This is a genomic window from Streptomyces sp. F63 (genome assembly GCF_018070345.1).
Taxonomy (GTDB): Bacteria; Actinomycetota; Actinomycetes; order Streptomycetales; family Streptomycetaceae; genus Streptomyces.
On record NZ_JAGPXX010000015.1, the window covers coordinates 20,347 to 36,933 of the forward strand.

Sequence of the window (16,587 nt, forward strand, 5' to 3'; positions counted from 1 at the left end):
GGGTCGAAGAAGTGGAGAACCTCATCGGATTGCTCGTCGCGGCGCCGCTGCTCGGCGCGGCCGTGCTGCTCAGCGGCGGCCGGCGGCTGGACCGCGCCGGGCACTGGATCGGCACGGCGCTCGCGGTGGCCTCCTTCGTCGTCGGCGCGGTGCTCTTCGCCGACATGCTGGGCCGGGACGGCGAGGACCGTGCCCTGCACCAGAGCCTGTTCAGCTGGGTGCCTGTGGAGGGCTTCCAGGCGGATGTCGCCTTCCAGCTGGACCAGCTGTCGATGACCTTCGTGCTGCTGATCACCGGTGTGGGTTCGCTGATCCACATCTATTCGATCGGCTACATGGAGCACGACGAGCGGCGCCGCCGATTCTTCGGCTATCTCAACCTGTTCCTGGCGGCGATGCTGCTGCTGGTCCTGGCCGACAACTACCTGCTGCTGTACGCGGGCTGGGAGGGCGTCGGCCTGGCGTCCTACCTGCTGATCGGCTTCTGGCAGCACAAGCCCAGCGCGGCCACCGCCGCGAAGAAGGCGTTCATCGTCAACCGCGTCGGCGACGTCGGCCTGTCGATCGCCATCATGCTGATGTTCACGACCTTCGGCACCTTCGCCTTCGAGCCGGTGCTGGCCTCGGCGGGCGAGACCTCCGAGGGCATGCTGACGGCCATCGGCCTGATGCTGCTGCTGGCCGCCTGCGGCAAGTCGGCCCAGGTGCCGCTGCAGTCCTGGCTGGGTGACGCGATGGAGGGCCCGACCCCGGTCTCGGCCCTCATCCACGCCGCCACCATGGTCACCGCCGGCGTCTACCTCATCGTCCGCTCCGGCGCCATCTTCAACGGCTCGCCGGACGCGCAGCTCGTCGTCGCCATCGTCGGCGCCGTCACGCTGCTGTTCGGTGCGATCGTCGGTAGCGCGAAGGACGACATCAAGAAGGCACTGGCCGGCTCGACGATGTCGCAGATCGGCTACATGGTGCTGGCCGCCGGGCTCGGGCCCATCGGCTACGTCTTCGCGATCATGCACCTGGTCACCCACGGCTTCTTCAAGGCCGGGCTCTTCCTCGGCGCCGGTTCGGTCATGCACGGCATGAACGACGAGGTCGACATGCGGAAGTACGGGGCCTTGCGGAAGTACATGCCGGTCACCTTCGTCACCTTCGGCCTCGGCTATCTGGCGATCATCGGCTTCCCCGGCCTGTCCGGCTTCTGGTCCAAGGACAAGATCATCGAGGCGGCCTTCGCCAAGGGCGGCACCGAGGGCTGGATCCTGGGCGGCGTCGCCCTGCTGGGCGCCGCGATCACCGCGTACTACATGACCCGGGTCATGCTGCTCACCTTCTTCGGCGAGAAGCGCTGGGCCCCGACGCCCTCCCCGGCCGCGCCGGACGTGGAACCCGCCGCGGAGACGGCCGGCGACCACACGATGCCGCACCCGCACGAGTCGCCCAGGTCCATGACGATCCCCATGATCGTGCTGGCCTTCGGATCGGTCTTCGCGGGCGGGCTGTTCAGCTGGAACAGCTCCTTCCTGCACTGGCTGGAGCCGGTCACCGGACACGACCACGGCCACTCCCCGCTGAGCGCGGCGGCCGTGACCGGCGCGACCGTCGCCGTCCTGCTGCTCGGTGTGCTCGTGGCCTGGCTGCAGTACGGCCGCAAGCCCGTGCCCGCCACGGCGCCGCGCGGCTCGCTGCTCACCCGGGCCGCCCGCCGCGATCTGCTCCAGGACGACTTCAACCACGTCGTGCTGGTCAAGCCCGGCGAGTATCTGACCCGGGGTCTGGTCTACGTCGACAACAAGGGCGTGGACGGGGTCGTCAACGGCACCGCGGCGGCGGTCGGCGGGCTCTCCGGCCGGATGCGGCGGATGCAGAACGGCTTCGTCCGCTCCTACGCGGTCTCGATGTTCGGCGGTACGGCGGTCCTGATCGCCGCGACCCTGCTGATGAGGGCGGTCTGATCATGTCTTCTGTTGTCAACGACGGCTTCCCGCTGCTGACGGCCACGGCCGTGCTGCCGGCACTGGGAGCGATCGCGACCGCGGCGGTGCCCGCCGCGAAGCGCGCCGCCGCCAAGTGGACGGCGCTGCTCTTCTCGCTGGGCACCCTGGTGCTGGCGGGCGTGGTGCTGGCCCGCTTCGACCCGGGCGGCGACCGCTACCAACTGGCCGAGTCCCGGGCCTGGATCGCCGACTTCGGCGTCCGCTACGAGCTGGGCGTGGACGGCATCGGCGCCGCCCTCATCGGGCTCACCGCGCTGCTGATGCCCTTCATCATCCTCGCCTCCTGGCGCGACGCCGACCCGGCGGCCGAGGGGAACGGCGACCGGCCCGGCCGGCGCTGGCGGCCGGTGCAGGGCTTCTTCGCGCTGCTCCTGATGATCGAGGCGATGGTGGTCATCTCCTTCGCCGCGACCGACGTCTTCCTCTTCTACATCTTCTTCGAGGCCATGCTCATCCCGATGTACTTCCTCATCGGGGGCTTCGGGGACCGGGCGCACGCCCTGAGCGACGAGGACGCGGCCAAGCAGCGCACCTACGCCGCCGTCAAGTTCCTGCTCTACAACCTGGCGGGCGGCCTGATCATGCTCGCCGCGGTCGTCGGGCTGTACGCCGTGACGGCCGACCAGCTCGGCGAGGGCACCTTCTCGCTCCAGCAGATCACCGAGGCCCGCGCCTCCGGCGAGCTGACCATGGCGACCACCACCGAGCGGCTGCTCTTCCTCGGCTTCTTCTTCGCCTTCGCGGTGAAGGCGCCGCTGTGGCCGCTGCACACCTGGCTGCCCAACGCCATGGGCGAGTCGACGGCCCCCGTCGCCGTGCTGATCACCGCGGTGATGGACAAGGTCGGCACCTTCGCGATGCTCCGCTTCTGCCTCGGGCTCTTCCCGGAGGCCAGCGAGTGGGCGACGCCGGTGGTGCTGGTGCTGGCCCTGGTCAGCATCGTCTACGGGGCGCTGCTGGCGGTCGGCCAGCGGGACATCAAGCGGCTGATCGCCTATGCCTCGGTGTCCCACTTCGGCTTCATCATCCTGGGCATCTTCGCCATGACGAGCCAGGGCCAGAGCGGGGCGACCCTCTACATGGTCTTCCACGGGATCTCGACGGCGGTGCTCATGCTCGTCGCCGGCTTCCTCATCTCGCGGCGCGGCTCGCGGCTCATCGCCGACTTCGGCGGGGTCCAGAAGGTGGCCCCGGTGCTGGCCGGCACCTTCCTGATCGGCGGTCTGGCCACGCTGTCGCTGCCCGGACTCGCCCCGTTCGTCAGCGAGTTCCTGGTGCTGGTCGGCACCTTCAGCCGGTATCCGGTGATCGGGATCATCGCCACCATCGGCATCGTCCTGGCCGCGCTCTACGTCCTGGTGCTGTACCAGCGCACCATGACCGGGCCGGTCAAGGAGGGGGTGCTGAAGATGCCCGATCTGCGGCTGCGGGAGCTGGTGGTCGTGACGCCGCTGATCGCTCTGCTGATCTTCCTCGGTGTCTTCCCCAAGCCGCTGACGGACATCGTCAACCCGGCTGTCGAGCACACCATGTCGGATGTCCGGAAGACGGATCCCCGGCCCGACGTCGACATTCCGTCACCTGATGTGGAGGCCGCGAAGTGAGCCCCATGGCATCCGTCCACAGCCTGTGGGCGATCTCGGCCGAGGCGCCGTTGAAGATCGATGCCCCGGAGATCGAGTACGTCCAGCTCGCCCCGGTGCTGATCGTGCTGGTCGCGGCGGTCGGCGGAATCCTCATCGAGGCGTTCCTCCCGCGCCGGGCCCGCTACTACGCCCAGTTCGGGCTGACCTCGGCCGGCCTGGCCGCGGCCTTCGCCTCCGTCATCGGTCTGGCGGCGGGCGGACACGGCACGGACAAGGCCCAGGTCGCGGCGATGGGGGCCCTGGCGGTCGACGGTCCGGCGCTCTTCCTCCAGGGCACCGTGCTGCTGGTGGCCCTCGTCTCCGTCCTCACCTTCGCGGAGCGGCGGCTGGACCCGGCGGCGCACGGCAAGCGGGTGGACTCCTTCGCGGCGCAGGCCGCCGCCACCCCCGGCGGCACGGCAGAACAGGCCGCGGTGAAGGCCGGGTTCACCACCACCGAGGTCTTCCCGATCCTGCTGTTCGCGGTCACCGGCATGCTGGTCTTCCCGGCGGCCAACGACCTGCTGACGCTGTTCGTGGCCCTGGAAGTCCTCTCGCTGCCGCTGTACGTGCTGTGCGCGCTGGCCCGCCGGCAGCGGCTGCTGTCGCAGGAGGCGGCGGTCAAGTACTTCCTGCTCGGCGCCTTCTCCTCGGCGTTCCTCCTCTTCGGCATCGCGCTGCTGTACGGCTACGCGGGCACCGTCACCTACGGCGGCATCGCCCAGGTGATCTCCGGCGACCTCCAGCAGGTGGAGCCCGCCGTGGCCGCCACCATGGGCAATGACGCGCTGCTGCTGATCGGTGCCGCGCTGGTGCTGATGGGCCTGCTGTTCAAGGTCGGCGCCGTCCCGTTCCACATGTGGACCCCGGACGTCTACCAGGGCGCCCCGACCCCGGTCACCGGTTTCATGGCGGCGGCGACCAAGGTCGCGGCCTTCGGCGCGCTGCTGCGGATCCTGTACGTGGTGCTGCCGGGGCTGCGCTGGGACTGGCGGCCGGTGATGTGGGGCGTCGTCATCGTGACGATGGCCGTGGGCGCGATCGTCGCGGTCACCCAGACCGATGTGAAGCGGCTGTTGGCGTACTCGTCGATCGCCCACGCCGGGTTCATCCTGGCCGGTGTCGTGGCCACCACTCCGTCCGGCATCTCCTCGGTCCTCTTCTACCTGCTGGCCTATTCCTTCGTCACGGTCGGCGCCTTCGCCGTGGTGACGCTCGTCCGCGACGCGGGCGGCGAGGCCACGCACCTGTCGAAGTGGGTCGGGCTGGGCCGGCGGTCGCCCCTGGTCGCGGCCGTGTTCGGGCTTTTCCTGCTGGCCTTCGCGGGCATCCCGCTGACCTCGGGGTTCGCGGGCAAGTTCGCGGTCTTCAAGGCGGCGGCGGAGGGCGGCGCGGGGGCGCTGGTCGTGGTCGGTGTGGTCGCGTCGGCCATCGCCGCGTTCTTCTACATCCGCGTCATCGTCCTGATGTTCTTCAACGAGCCGCAGGCCGGCGGTCCGACGGTCGCCGTGCCCAGCGCGCTGACCTCGGCGGCCATCGCGGTCGGTGTCGTCGTCACGCTCGTGCTCGGCATCGCGCCGCAGTACTTCCTGGACCTGGCCGGCCAGGCGGGCGTCTTCGTGCGCTGACACGGCGCGGCCGGCAGGCGCCGCACCCCCGGTACGGCGGTGGGCCGCCGCCCCTGGCAGCAGGGGCGGCGGCCCGTCGCCGTGTCCGGCGGCGGAGTGTGATATCCGATCCGGCGGCGCGGGCCCTGCGGGAAACCGGCACGGACGACGCCGTCGACGCGGTCGTCGCGGCGACCGCTGTCGTCCACCGGGCACCCGTCGTGACCGTCGACGAGGGCGGCATCCGGAGTCTGCTGGAGGCGCCGGACGCCTTCGAGCACCCGGTCGTGGTGGTCTGACCGCTGCGCCGCGCGGGCCCCGCCCGCCCGCTTCCGGGGCCGGGCGGGCCGGGAAGCGGGCGGGCGTCAGGCGGGGACGATGCGGCCGGTGACCTCGCCGAGGCCGATGCGGGAGTTCTCGGGGCCGGGGGCCCAGGCGGTGAGGGTGACCTCGTCGCCGTCCTCCAGGTAGGTGCGCTTGCCGCCGGGCAGGTCGAGCGGGTCGCGGCCGTTCCAGGTGAGCTCCAGCAGGGAGCCCCGCTGGTGCGGCTCCGGGCCGCTGACCGTGCCGGAGGCATAGAGGTCCCCGGTGCGCAGGGAGGCGCCGTTCACCGTGAGGTGGGCCAGCTGCTGGGCGGCCGTCCAGTACATGCCGGAGAACGGCGGCTCGGCGACGGTGTGGCCGTTCACGGCCACCGTGATGCGGAGGTCGAAGCCGCCGGGCTCGGTCCCCGCCGTGTCGTCGAGGTACGGCAGCGGCCGGGGATCGCGCGGGGGCGGCGCGACGCGGGCCGCGTCCAGAGCCTCCAGCGGGGTGATCCAGGCCGAGACGGAGGTGGCGAAGGACTTGCCGAGGAACGGCCCGAGGGGGCGGTACTCCCAGGACTGGATGTCCCGGGCGGACCAGTCGTTGAGCAGGCAGACGCCGAAGACGTGCTCGCGGAAGGCGGAGAGCGGCACCCGCTCGCCCAGCCGTGACGGTACGCCGACCACGAAGCCGGCCTCGGCCTCGATGTCGAGGCGCTGCGTGGGGCCGAAGACGGGCTTGTCCCCCGCCGCGCGCTGGCCGTTCGGGCGGACGACCGGAGTGCCGGAGACCACGACGGTGCCCGCCCGGCCGTGGTAACCGATCGGCAGGTGCTTCCAGTTGGGCGTCAGCGCGGGCCCCTCCGGCCGGAAGATCCGGCCGACGTTGGCGGCGTGGTGCTCGCTGGAGTAGAAGTCGGCGTAGTCGGCGACCTCGAAGGGGAGGTGGAGCGTCACCTCGGTGAGCGGGTGCAGGAACGGCTCGATGGCGGGGTAGCCGATCCAGGTGGCCACGCTGGCCCGGACGGCCCGCCAGGTGGGGCGTCCGGCGGCCATCAGCGGATTGAGGGTGGGATGGGCCAGCACGTCGGCGTGCGGGGAGCCGAGGGCGGTGGCGGCCGTGTGCACGTCCAGGACGCGGTCGCCGTAGCGGACGCCGATGCGCCTGCGGCCGGGCTCGTCGGGGGTGCTGAAGACGCCGTAGGGCAGGTTGTGCGCACCGTAGAGATCGTCGCGGTCGTTCACCGCGGGTCTCGCGAGATCGAACGGATCCTGCTGGGGCATGGACTCTGCCTCGCCTTCATGTCGCCTGGATCGTGCTCGGCCTCAGATTACGGGGCCGGGGGGCGGGCGCGCCGGGCTCGGGGGCTGATCGGGGGCCGGGCCGATGCGGTCGCAGTCGGAGGGGATCGGCTGTGAAGTGAGCGGAAACAAGGCGTAGAAAGTGTGATGTCCGGAAAAGCCTTGCTGCCGCCGGACATACCGGAGTGGTTTTCCCGGCGGATCACGAACAGCGGGGGCCGCCGGCCGCTGTGGCCGAGGCGGCGGGGAGTGGCGAGCCGGCCTGCGGCGGCCCTTCACCGGCCGCACGGCGGGCCGGGAGGAGCCGGAGCGGCTGGCGGGCCAACTCCTGGGCGTGGGCCGGGAGATCGGCCGCCCAGCGCTCTTGGTGCCCACCGGCGAGGAGGTGGCGGTCCTCATCGCGGAGCACGCCGGGGCGCTCGCGGAGCACTTCGTCTTCCCCCGGGCGGACCCGGGGCTGCCGCGCCGGCCGGCCGGCCAACGGGCCCGCGCGAACTCTGCGCCGAGCACGGGGTGCCATTGCCCGCCGCCGCCTTCCCCGGCTCGTACGCCGGCATCGAGGAGTTCGCGGCCACGGCGCGTATCGCGGGGATCTGGCCGCGACGGACTTCCTCGGGCCCGGGCTGCGCGCCGGACCGGCGGCCGGCCGGGGTGCTCCCGGACCGCGCGGGCTACCGCTCCTCGCTCCCCGGCCTCTGCTTCACCGGACTGCTGCCGGCCGCGTTCTCGTACGGGCCGGTGACGCGCTTCGTCCGCGGTACGGCGTGGGCCTCCCCGCGGCCGGCGAAGGCGGTGGCCGCCGACTGCTGGTGACGGCCCCGGCCGTGGGCGTCCCGGCCCCCGTGGACCGGGCGGGGCCTCCCGGCCGCCGGGCCGGAGCGGAGCGAGCGATTCCATCCGGCGTGACCAAGAACACACCGGACGCCGTCCGGCGCGGCGGAGTGCCGGGAGCCGCTGCGGGAAGACGCTTCCGGCGGTCTCTCCCGGCGAACGGGCGCCCGCAGTGATCGTCGGGCGACCGGATACGCTGCGCGTGATGGTGATGGCCGTGACAGCGATACATCGACATTCCGCGGGTCGTGCGTGAGCCGCGGAGTCGTCCGCAGACAGGAGAACCCCTCGTGACCGTCGTCGGGCCCTTCGGGCTGAGCGTGCGGGACCAGGCTCTGGAAGCCGATGTCCAGGCCGGGCTGGCGGCTGTCGAGGAGGGCCTGCTGGAGGCCACGAAAAGCGACGTGCCCTTCATCACCGAGGCCGCGCAGCACCTCGTCCGCGCCGGGGGCAAGCGGTTCCGCCCGCTGCTGGTGACGCTCGCCGCGCAGTTCGGCGATCCGCACGCGCCGGGCGTCGTGCCGTCCGCCGTCGTCGTCGAGCTGACGCATCTCGCCACCCTCTACCACGACGACGTCATGGACGAGGCGGATGTGCGCCGGGGCGTCCCCAGCGCCAACGCCAACTGGGACAACTCGGTGGCCGTCCTCACCGGCGACTTCCTCTTCGCCCGCGCCTCGCACCTGCTGGCCGACCTCGGCCCGGAGGCCGTCCGCATCCAGGCCGGGGCGTTCGAGCGGCTGGTCACCGGACAGATCCTGGAGACCGCGGGACCGGGCGCCGGGCGTGATCCGATCGCCCACTACCTCGACGTGATCGCCGGCAAGACCGGCTCGCTGATCGCCGTCGCCGGCCGTTTCGGAGCCATGATGGCGGGCGCCGGCGAGCCGGTGGTGGACATCCTCACCCAGTACGGCGAGCGGCTCGGCACGGCCTTCCAGCTCGCGGACGACGTCCTCGACATCGCCAGCGACAGCAGCGAGTCGGGCAAGACCCCGGGCACGGACCTCCGCGAGGGCATCCCCACCCTGCCGGTGCTGCATCTGCGGGCGGCGGCCGAGCGGCACGGCCGCCCGGAGGACCGCGAGCTGTGCGCGATGCTGGACGGTGACCTCACGGACGACGCGGTGGTGACCGAGGCCCTGCGGCGGCTGCGCGAGCACCCCGCACTGGAGCAGGCGCGGCAGGACACGGTGCGCTACGCAGAGGAGGCCCGCGCCACCCTCGCCCCGCTGCCGGACGTCCCGGCGAAGGCGGCGCTGGAGAGCCTGTGCGACGCGGTGGTGCACCGGGCGGGCTGACGCCGCGAGCGGGGCGGTGCGCCCCCGAGCCCCCGCGTCGTCCCCGGAGTCCGGGACGGAGCGGTCCGCCCGGGGCGGTCCGGGCGGAGCCCCCGTGCACCCCTACGGGTGGCTGCGCCATCGGCGGTACGGAGCGCGACGGCCGGGGGAGGAGTCTCCTCCCCTGGGACTACGCGAAGTTGATGCCGCCGGTTGACGCCCCGCGCCGTGCGTTTTGGTGTGATGGGCATACGAACGCGGCGGGCTCGGGAGACAATGGACCGGGTGGGCAGCGCCCCGTCCGATGCCGGGAAGTCCGGGCGGCGGGGTCTTGCGAAGGTGTACGCGAACCGCCGCCGACCACGGAGGTAGGCACATGCCAGGAAAGCGACCGACGCAGGTCACCGACGAATGGGACGGCGAGGGCGCCCCGGCGGCGCCGGCGCGCGGACTGGCGCGCTGGGGGGTGCCGGTCGCGGTGGCGGGAGTGGCGGTGGCGGGCATCGGTCTCGTACCGGCCCTCGCCAGCTCGGGCAGCCCCGATCTGCCGGAGATCACCGCCGCCGAACTGATCGAGCGCATGGCCGGGTCGGACACCGAGCAGCTGTCCGGCACCGTCAGGATCACCACGGATCTCGGTCTCCCCGCGCTTCCCGGAATGAGCGCCGGGGGCGGCGGTCTCGGCGGGCCGGGGTCCGGCGACGGCGGTGACGGAGCCGACGGGGACCGGGGGCCCGCGGGCCCGGGAAGCGGGGGTGACGAGCAGGGCTCGCCCGCCGATCCGCAGGCGAAGCTGATGGAGCTGGCGTCCGGCTCGCACACGCTGCGGGTCGCGGCCGACGGCCCCGGCAGGCAGCGGCTGTCGGTCATGGGCGAGGCGGACGAGTACAGCGTCATCCGCAACGGCGAGGACCTGTGGGCGTACGACTCGGCCAGCAACTCCGCGTACCACGCGACGCTTCCGGAGCACGACGCCGGCCGGCACGCCGAGCACCACGGGCAGGGCGGGGACGGCGAGAAGGGGCGGGACGGCGGGCACGGTCTGCCGGAGGGCCTGGCGGACGCCACCCCCCGGGAACTCGCCGAGCACGCCCTGAAGGCCGTCGACGAGACGACGAAGGTCACCGTGGACGGCACCGCCAAGGTCGCCGGGCGCGACGCCTACCAGCTCGTGATCGCGCCGAAGGCCGGGGAGTCCACGGTCGAGGCGGTCCGCGTCTCGGTGGACGCGGAGAACGGCGTGCCGCTCAAGTTCACGCTGACGCCCAGGAGCGGCGGCAAGGCCGTGATCGACGTGGGCTTCACGTCCGTCGACTTCGGCAAGCCGGCGGCGGAGACCTTCGCGTTCAAGCCGCCGAAGGGCGCGAAGGTCACCGAGGAGGACCTGAGCGAGCGCGCCGGGGAGCATGCCGGGCACCGGGGGGACGGCGAGCGCGGGGCCCATGGCGGGCACGGTGCCCCGGCGGAGACGGGCCGGCACGGTCCCGCCGGGCTGAACGTCCTCGGCGAGGGCTGGGCGAGCGTCGCGCAGCTCCAGGCCCCGGCCGGGAAGCGCGGACCCGGCGGCGAGGAGCTTCCCGCCGAGGCGCAGCAACTGCTCGACAGCTTCGGCGAGCGGGTCCGCGGCGACTTCGGCACCGGCCGGGTCTTCAGCACCCGGCTGGTCAACGTCCTGCTGACGGACGACGGCGGGGTCTACGCGGGCGCGGTCGACCAGGCCACGCTGGTGAAGGCCGCCGAGAAGGCCGAAAAGGCGGAGTAGGGAGCAGGACGGCACGGCCCCCGGCACCGCCGGCGCCGCCCGCCCGGGTTCCGGGCGGGCAGCGCGCCGTCCGGCCGGGTACGGGACGACGGGCCGGGGCCGCCGGTACCGTACGCCTCCCTTGCCGTACGCCCCCGGCCCGTGCGCCGGACGCAGCCGCACCCGCGGCCGGACAGGAGAACGATGAAGCAGCCGCCCGCCGCCCGGAGCGAAACCGGAACGGGAACCGGCGACGACGCCGGGAACGCGTCCGGGACGGGGAACGGATCCGGCGCCTCCGAGCCCACCGCCGGATCCACCGCCGAGCCCACCGCCGGGTTCCTCGCCGGGTCCACCGCCGGGCCCGGGAACGAGAGCGCCGCCGGAGCGGTAGCCGGTCGCGCCGACCGGGTGGCCGCCACCCGAGCCGCCGCCGGGCACGGCCCCGGCGTTCCCCGTGACTCCGGGGCTCCCGGTACCGGATCCGCACCCGCACCCGGTTCCGTCCCCGCGGCCACCGGAGCCGCAAGCAGCGCCGCCGGAACCACCACCGGAACCACCACCGGAACCACCACCGGAGCCGCTGCCCACGCCACCCCCGAGGGCGCGAGCGGAGCGGCCGGCGGGAGCGTCATCGTGACGCGCGGTCTCACCAAGCGGTTCCGCGGCGGGCAGTTGGCCGTCGACGGACTCGACCTCACCGTGCCCGCCGGCTCGGTCTTCGGCTTCCTCGGGCCGAACGGCTCCGGGAAGACCACCACCATCCGGATGCTTCTGGGCCTGATCCGGCCCACCTCCGGCAGCGCCCGCGTGCTCGGCGCGCCCGTGCCCGGCGCCGAGCGCCGGGTGCTGCCGCAGGTCGGCGCGCTGATCGAGGGCCCGGCCCTCTACGGCTTCCTCTCCGGCCGGGACAACCTCCGGCGGCTGGACGCCGCCGACCCGGACGCCGATCCCCGTACCCGCGACGCCCGGATCGCCGCGGCCCTGGAGCGGGTGGGGCTGGCCGCCGCCGGGAGCAAGAAGGCACGGGCCTACTCCCTCGGTATGAAGCAGCGCCTCGGCCTGGCCTCGGCGCTGCTGCGGCCGCGCCGGCTGCTCGTCCTCGACGAGCCGACCAATGGCCTGGACCCGCAGGGCATGCGGGAGATCCGGGCGCTGGTGCGGGAGGTGGCGGAGGACGGCACCACGGTGTTCCTCTCCTCCCATCTCCTGGACGAGATCGAGCAGGTGTGCACCCATGCCGCGGTGATGGCCCGGGGCCGGCTGGTGGTGCAGGGCCCGGTGGCCGACCTGGCGGCCGGGGCGCGCGGCCGGCTGTCCGTCACCACACCGGACACGGCGGACGCCGTCCGGGTGCTGAAGGAGCACGGGGTGGCGAACCTGGTGGTGGCGGGCGGCAGGGTGACGGGCGAGCCACCGTCCGGATCGCCGCCCCGGCCGCGGAACGGCGCACCCGGTCCGGCCGGGGCGCTCGACCTCGCCGATCTCAACGCCGCGCTCGTCCGGGGCGGGGTACGGGTCCGGGGCTTCGGGCTCGAACGGGCGTCGCTGGAGGACGCGTTCGTGGCACTGACCGGGGAGGGATTCGATGTCGCGGGCTGACGGCGCGGGCCGGGACGGGGGAAGCGGGCGGACGGAACGAGCCGGCCGTACCGGAGGGCCCGGGCCCGCCGGCACGGCGGGGACCGGCACGGCGGGGACCGGCACGGCGGGGACCGGCACGGCGGGGACCGGCACGGCGGGGACCGGCACGGCGGGGACCGGCACGGCGGGGACCGGCACGGCGGGGACCGGCACGGCGGGCACCGGCACGGCGGCGCGGGCCGGCGGCGGCCCCGGGGCCCCGGGGGCGTCCCGCGCCCGCATGCCGTCCCCGCCCCCGGCGCCCGGGCCCGCCCCGTCCGCCGGGCCCGCCCCGTTCCCGGAGCCGTCCCCCGAGCCGTCTCCCGAGCCGGCCGCGGAGGCCGGAGCGCGGCGCCGGTCCGGTCCGGGCGCGCTGTGGGCCCTCGGCCTCTTCCGCAGTGAGCTGGTGACGGTCTTCCGCCGTTGGCGGACGCTCGCCCTGCTCGGGGTGCTGGCCGCCGTGCCGCTGCTGATCGGGATCGCGGTGCGGATCGAGACCGGTGACGGCGGTCCGGGCGGCGGTGGTCACGGCGGGGGAGGCCCGGCCTTCCTCACGCAGATCACCAACAACGGCCTCTTCCTCGTCTTCGCCGCCCTGGCGGCCACGCTTCCGCTGTTCCTCCCGATGGCCGTCGGCGTCGTCGCGGGGGACGCGATCGCGGGGGAGGCGAGCGCGGGCACGCTGCGCTACCTGCTGGTGGCACCGGCCGGCCGGACCCGGCTGCTGCTCGCCAAGTTCACCGCCGTCCTGGCCTTCTGCCTGGTGGCGACGGTGACGGTGGCCGTCTCGGCGCTCGCGGTGGGTGCCCTGCTGTTCCCGCTCGGCGAGGTCACGCTGATCTCCGGGACGACCATCACCCTCGGTGAGGGACTGCTGCGGGCGCTGGCCGTGGCGGTCGCCGTCGCGGTCTCCCTGACGGGGTTCGCGGCGCTGGGCCTGTGCGTCTCCACCCTCACCAACAGCGGGATCGCGGCGATGGCGGCCACGGTGGGCCTGCTGATCACCGTCCAGATCGTCAACACCATCCCGCAGCTCGACGTGGTGCACCCCTATCTCTTCCCGCACTACTGGCTGAGCTTCGCGGATCTGCTCCGCGCCCCCGTCCACTGGGAGGAGCTGCTGCGGAACCTGGGACTTCAGACCCTGTACGCGGCGGTCTGCGGCTCCGTAGCGTGGGCGCGCTTCTCCAACCGGGACATCACGGTGTAGCGGCCCGGGAGCCGTCCGCCGGTTCCGGGTGGCGGGGCGATGGGGCGGGTGACGTGCCGGCCCCTTATACCCCCTGCGGTATTTGCCAACCCCACCGCGGGTGGTTTACGCTCCTGGACATGGATACCCATAGGGGTATCGGAAGGAGGTTCTGGACTTGTCCCCCCATTCCACGGAGCCCACAGGCTCCGCTCACCACCGTGTGGTCATCGTCGGCGGCGGTACGGCCGGCATCAGCGTCGCCGCCCGGCTCCGTCGCGCGGGCGTCGGTGACATCGCCGTGCTCGACCCCTCCGGTACCCACTGGTATCAGCCGCTCTGGACGCTCGTCGGCGGCGGGCAGGCTCCACTGGAGACCTCCCGGCGCTCCGAGGAGTCCCTGATCCCGGACGGCGTGCGCTGGATCCGCGAGGCGGCCGCGGCGGTCGACCCGGACGCCCGCACGGTGTCCCTCGCCGGCGGTGGCCTGGTCGGCTACGACTACCTGGTCATGGCCCCCGGTCTGCAGCTCGACTGGGACAAGATCCCGGGCCTCGCCGAGGCCATCGGGCACGACGGCGTGACCAGCAACTACTCGCCCGAGTACGCCCCCTACACCTGGGAGCTCATCAAGGGCATGCGCTCCGGCACCGCGGTCTTCAGCCACCCCGCCACCCCGCTCAAGTGCGGTGGTGCTCCGCAGAAGATCGCGTACCTGGCCGCCGACTACTGGCGGAAGCAGGGTGTCCTGGACAAGATCCGCATGGTCTTCGTGCTTCCCGACCCCAAGCTCTTCAAGGTCCCGGTGTGGACCAAGGCGCTGGAGAAGGTCGTCGAGCGCTACGGCATCGAGGTCCGGTACGAGTCCGAGGTGACCGCCGTGGACGGCGCGCGCCGCGAGCTGACGATCACCGACAAGAAGACCGGCACCGAGGAGACCCTCGGCTACGACCTGGCGCACCTGGTCCCGCCGCAGAGCGCCCCGGACTGGGTGAAGAAGAGCCCGCTCGCCGACGGCCCGTACGGCTTCGTCAAGGCGGACAAGCACACCCTGCGCAACCCGGACCACCCGGAGATCTTCGCGCTCGGCGATGTGGCGAACCTGCCCACGTCCAAGACCGGCGCGGCCGTGCGCAAGCAGTCCCCCGTGGTGGTCGCCCACATGGTCGCCGCCATGAAGGGCGCCGAGGCCGGCAAGAAGTACGACGGCTACACGTCGTGCCCGCTGGTGACCGCGCGCGACAAGATGCTGCTGGCCGAGTTCGACTACGACCTCAAGCCGGCGAAGAGCTTCCCGGGCGTCAACACCTTCAAGGAACGCCGCGACATGTGGGTGTTCAAGCGCTACGTCCTGCCGGCCGTGTACTGGCGCGGCATGATGACCGGCCGCGTCTGACCGCGGCCGCGGTCCGGGTGCCGGCGTCCGGGGTCTCCCCGGTCCGCCGGTCCGGCTTGCTTGATCCGTTCCGATGGGCTCGATCCGCTCGGCCTGTTGTGGCCGCCTGGCCTGTTTTGCCTGCTTGACCTGCTGTTTTCTGATGTTCTGCATGACCGGGCGCAGATGGGGGAAATATACCCGGCCCGGTATCGCTTACCTTCTTATATACCCCCCCAGGTATCCGAGAGTCCGAGAGATCCCGACACGGAGGCTCCGTATGTTCTTCGCCCAGTACTACCTCGACTGCCTCTCCCAGGCCTCGTACATGATCGCTGACGAGACCACCGGCAAGGCCGTCGTCGTCGACCCCCGCCGCGACGTCTCCGAGTACGTGGCCGACGCCAAGGACCGCGGTCTCACCATCGTGGGCGTCATCAACACCCACTTCCACGCCGACTTCATCGCCGGCCACCTGGAGCTCGCCGACCGCACCGGCGCCTGGATCGGCTACGGGCAGCGCGCGGAGACCGAGTACGAGAGCCGCAAGCTGACCGACGGCGAGCGCATCAGCCTCGGTGACGTGACCCTGGAGATCATGGAGACCCCGGGCCACACCCCGGAGTCCGTCAGCGTCCTGGTCTACGAGCACGCCGACGACGAGGTCGCCTACGGCGTCCTCACCGGTGACGCGCTCTTCATCGGCGACGTCGGCCGTCCGGACCTGCTCGCCTCCATCGGCGTCACCGCCGACGAGCTCGGCCGGATGCTCTACGACAGCGTCCACAACAAGCTGATGGCCCTCCCGGACGAGGTGCGGGTCTTCCCCGCCCACGGCGCCGGCTCCGCCTGCGGCAAGAACCTTTCCACCGCGCGGCAGTCCACCATCGGCGAGCAGCGCGCGACCAACTACGCCTGCGCCCCGATGGACGAGGACCAGTTCCTGGCCGTGGTCACGGCGGGCCAGCCCTCCGCCCCCGGCTACTTCGTCTACGACGCGATCCTCAACCGCAAGGCGCACGACCTGTTCGACCCGTCCACCACGGCGCCCTCCCTCTCCACCGAGGAGTTCCTGGCCCGCCGGGACGCGGGGGCCGTGATCGTCGACGGCCGCGACCCGCAGGAGTTCGCCGCGGGCCACCTGCGCGGCTCCGTCAACGTTCCCGCCGACGGCCGCTTCGCCGAGCAGACCGGCTCGGTCGTCGCCCCGGACGCGGAGATCATCGTCGTGGCCCCGGAGGACCGCGAGGAGGAGCTCGTCACCCGCCTCGCCCGGATCGGCTTCGACCACGTGGCCGGTTACCTGCGCGACCCGGAGGGCGTCTTCCCCGGCCTGGCCGCGGAGATGACCCAGGCCAGCCGGGTCACCGCGGACGAGCTCCGCAAGGTGCTCGCCTCCGAGCAGCCCCCGGTGGTCGTGGACGTGCGCGGCGGCGGAGAGCGCGAGGAGGGCCACATCGAGGGCTCCCTGCACATCCCGCTGGCGGAGCTGTCCAAGCGCCGTGACGAGATCCCGGCGGACCGCCCGGTCGTCGTCCACTGCGCGGGCGGCCACCGCTCCTCCATCGGTGCCAGCCTGCTGCGGCACGCCGGCATGGAGGACGTCTCCGACCTGCTCGGCGGCTACGGCGCCTGGCTGCTGCTGCCCGAGCCCGCGGCCCGTTCCTGACCCGGGCCCCCAGCGCGGTCCGTGCCCGTCCCCCCGGGGCGCGGAC

General features: G+C 72.9%; 12 protein-coding genes. 11 read left to right on the forward strand and 1 reads right to left on the reverse strand.

The genetic code is table 11. From position 1 onward, the window contains the following. The first annotated feature begins 11 nt into the window (after positions 1–11). The 4 genes from nuoL (at position 12) to KBZ10_RS16895 (ending at position 5,525) form a co-directional block, all read left to right on the forward strand. Positions 12–1,952, forward strand: a complete 1,941-nt coding sequence (gene nuoL, locus KBZ10_RS16880; protein ID WP_210988483.1) for an NADH-quinone oxidoreductase subunit L — start codon at positions 12–14, stop codon at positions 1,950–1,952. A 2-nt stretch (positions 1,953–1,954) separates the two neighbouring features. After that, the gene (locus KBZ10_RS16885; RefSeq protein ID WP_210988484.1) at positions 1,955–3,598 is read left to right on the forward strand and encodes an NADH-quinone oxidoreductase subunit M; all 1,644 of its coding nucleotides are present in this window, start codon (positions 1,955–1,957) and stop codon (positions 3,596–3,598) included. Next, complete coding sequence (gene nuoN, locus KBZ10_RS16890; protein WP_210988485.1) at positions 3,595–5,247, forward strand: NADH-quinone oxidoreductase subunit NuoN; 1,653 nt, start codon at positions 3,595–3,597, stop codon at positions 5,245–5,247. The genes KBZ10_RS16885 and nuoN overlap by 4 nt, the downstream gene beginning before the upstream one ends. 98 nt (positions 5,248–5,345) lie before the next feature. After that, a complete protein-coding gene (locus tag KBZ10_RS16895; protein WP_210988486.1) occupies positions 5,346–5,525 on the forward strand; it encodes a hypothetical protein in 180 nt (59 codons plus the stop codon). Positions 5,526–5,591: 66 nt separating this feature from the next. Here the strand turns inward: KBZ10_RS16895 and fahA are convergent, their stop codons facing one another. After that, positions 5,592–6,815 (reverse strand): fumarylacetoacetase, encoded by a 1,224-nt coding sequence (gene fahA / locus KBZ10_RS16900; RefSeq protein ID WP_210988487.1) that lies wholly within the window; start codon positions 6,813–6,815, stop codon positions 5,592–5,594. Positions 6,816–7,346: 531 nt separating this feature from the next. Here fahA and KBZ10_RS16905 point away from each other — a divergent pair. The 7 genes from KBZ10_RS16905 to KBZ10_RS16935 all read left to right on the forward strand — a co-directional run bounded on the left by KBZ10_RS16905 (position 7,347) and on the right by KBZ10_RS16935 (position 16,541). Further along, a complete protein-coding gene (locus tag KBZ10_RS16905) occupies positions 7,347–7,646 on the forward strand; it encodes a hypothetical protein (protein ID WP_210988488.1) in 300 nt (99 codons plus the stop codon). 308 nt (positions 7,647–7,954) lie between these two features. Next, positions 7,955–8,965: a polyprenyl synthetase family protein gene (locus KBZ10_RS16910; RefSeq protein WP_210988489.1), complete on the forward strand. Its 1,011-nt coding sequence runs from the start codon at positions 7,955–7,957 to the stop codon at positions 8,963–8,965. Between the two features lie 355 nt (positions 8,966–9,320). Further along, positions 9,321–10,706, forward strand: coding sequence for a sigma-E factor regulatory protein RseB domain-containing protein (locus KBZ10_RS16915; protein ID WP_210988490.1), 1,386 nt, complete (start codon positions 9,321–9,323; stop codon positions 10,704–10,706). Positions 10,707–11,318: 612 nt separating this feature from the next. Next, positions 11,319–12,287: an ABC transporter ATP-binding protein gene (locus tag KBZ10_RS16920; RefSeq protein WP_210988567.1), complete on the forward strand. Its 969-nt coding sequence runs from the start codon at positions 11,319–11,321 to the stop codon at positions 12,285–12,287. Positions 12,288–12,549: 262 nt separating this feature from the next. After that, on the forward strand, positions 12,550–13,518 hold the full coding sequence (locus KBZ10_RS16925) for an ABC transporter permease (protein ID WP_210988491.1): 969 nt from the start codon (positions 12,550–12,552) through the stop codon (positions 13,516–13,518). Positions 13,519–13,669: 151 nt separating this feature from the next. Beyond that, entirely contained in the window at positions 13,670–14,893 is a 1,224-nt protein-coding gene (locus tag KBZ10_RS16930; protein ID WP_210988568.1) for an FAD/NAD(P)-binding oxidoreductase, read from the forward strand. A gap of 259 nt (positions 14,894–15,152) precedes the next feature. Next, positions 15,153–16,541 carry a rhodanese-like domain-containing protein gene (locus tag KBZ10_RS16935; RefSeq protein WP_210988492.1) on the forward strand — a complete coding sequence of 463 codons (1,389 nt, stop codon included), beginning with the start codon at positions 15,153–15,155 and terminating at the stop codon, positions 16,539–16,541. Positions 16,542–16,587: the final 46 nt, after the last annotated feature.

Excerpts from the sequence above, each read along its gene's own strand:
- KBZ10_RS16885 (WP_210988484.1), top strand. The coding sequence starts at position 1,955 with ATGTCTTCTGTTGTCAACGACGGCTTCCCGCTGCTGACGGCCACGGCC.
- fahA (WP_210988487.1), bottom strand. The coding sequence starts at position 6,815 with ATGCCCCAGCAGGATCCGTTCGATCTCGCGAGACCCGCGGTGAACGAC.
- KBZ10_RS16915 (WP_210988490.1), top strand. The coding sequence starts at position 9,321 with ATGCCAGGAAAGCGACCGACGCAGGTCACCGACGAATGGGACGGCGAG.
- KBZ10_RS16925 (WP_210988491.1), top strand. The coding sequence starts at position 12,550 with ATGCCGTCCCCGCCCCCGGCGCCCGGGCCCGCCCCGTCCGCCGGGCCC.
- KBZ10_RS16935 (WP_210988492.1), top strand. The coding sequence starts at position 15,153 with ATGTTCTTCGCCCAGTACTACCTCGACTGCCTCTCCCAGGCCTCGTAC.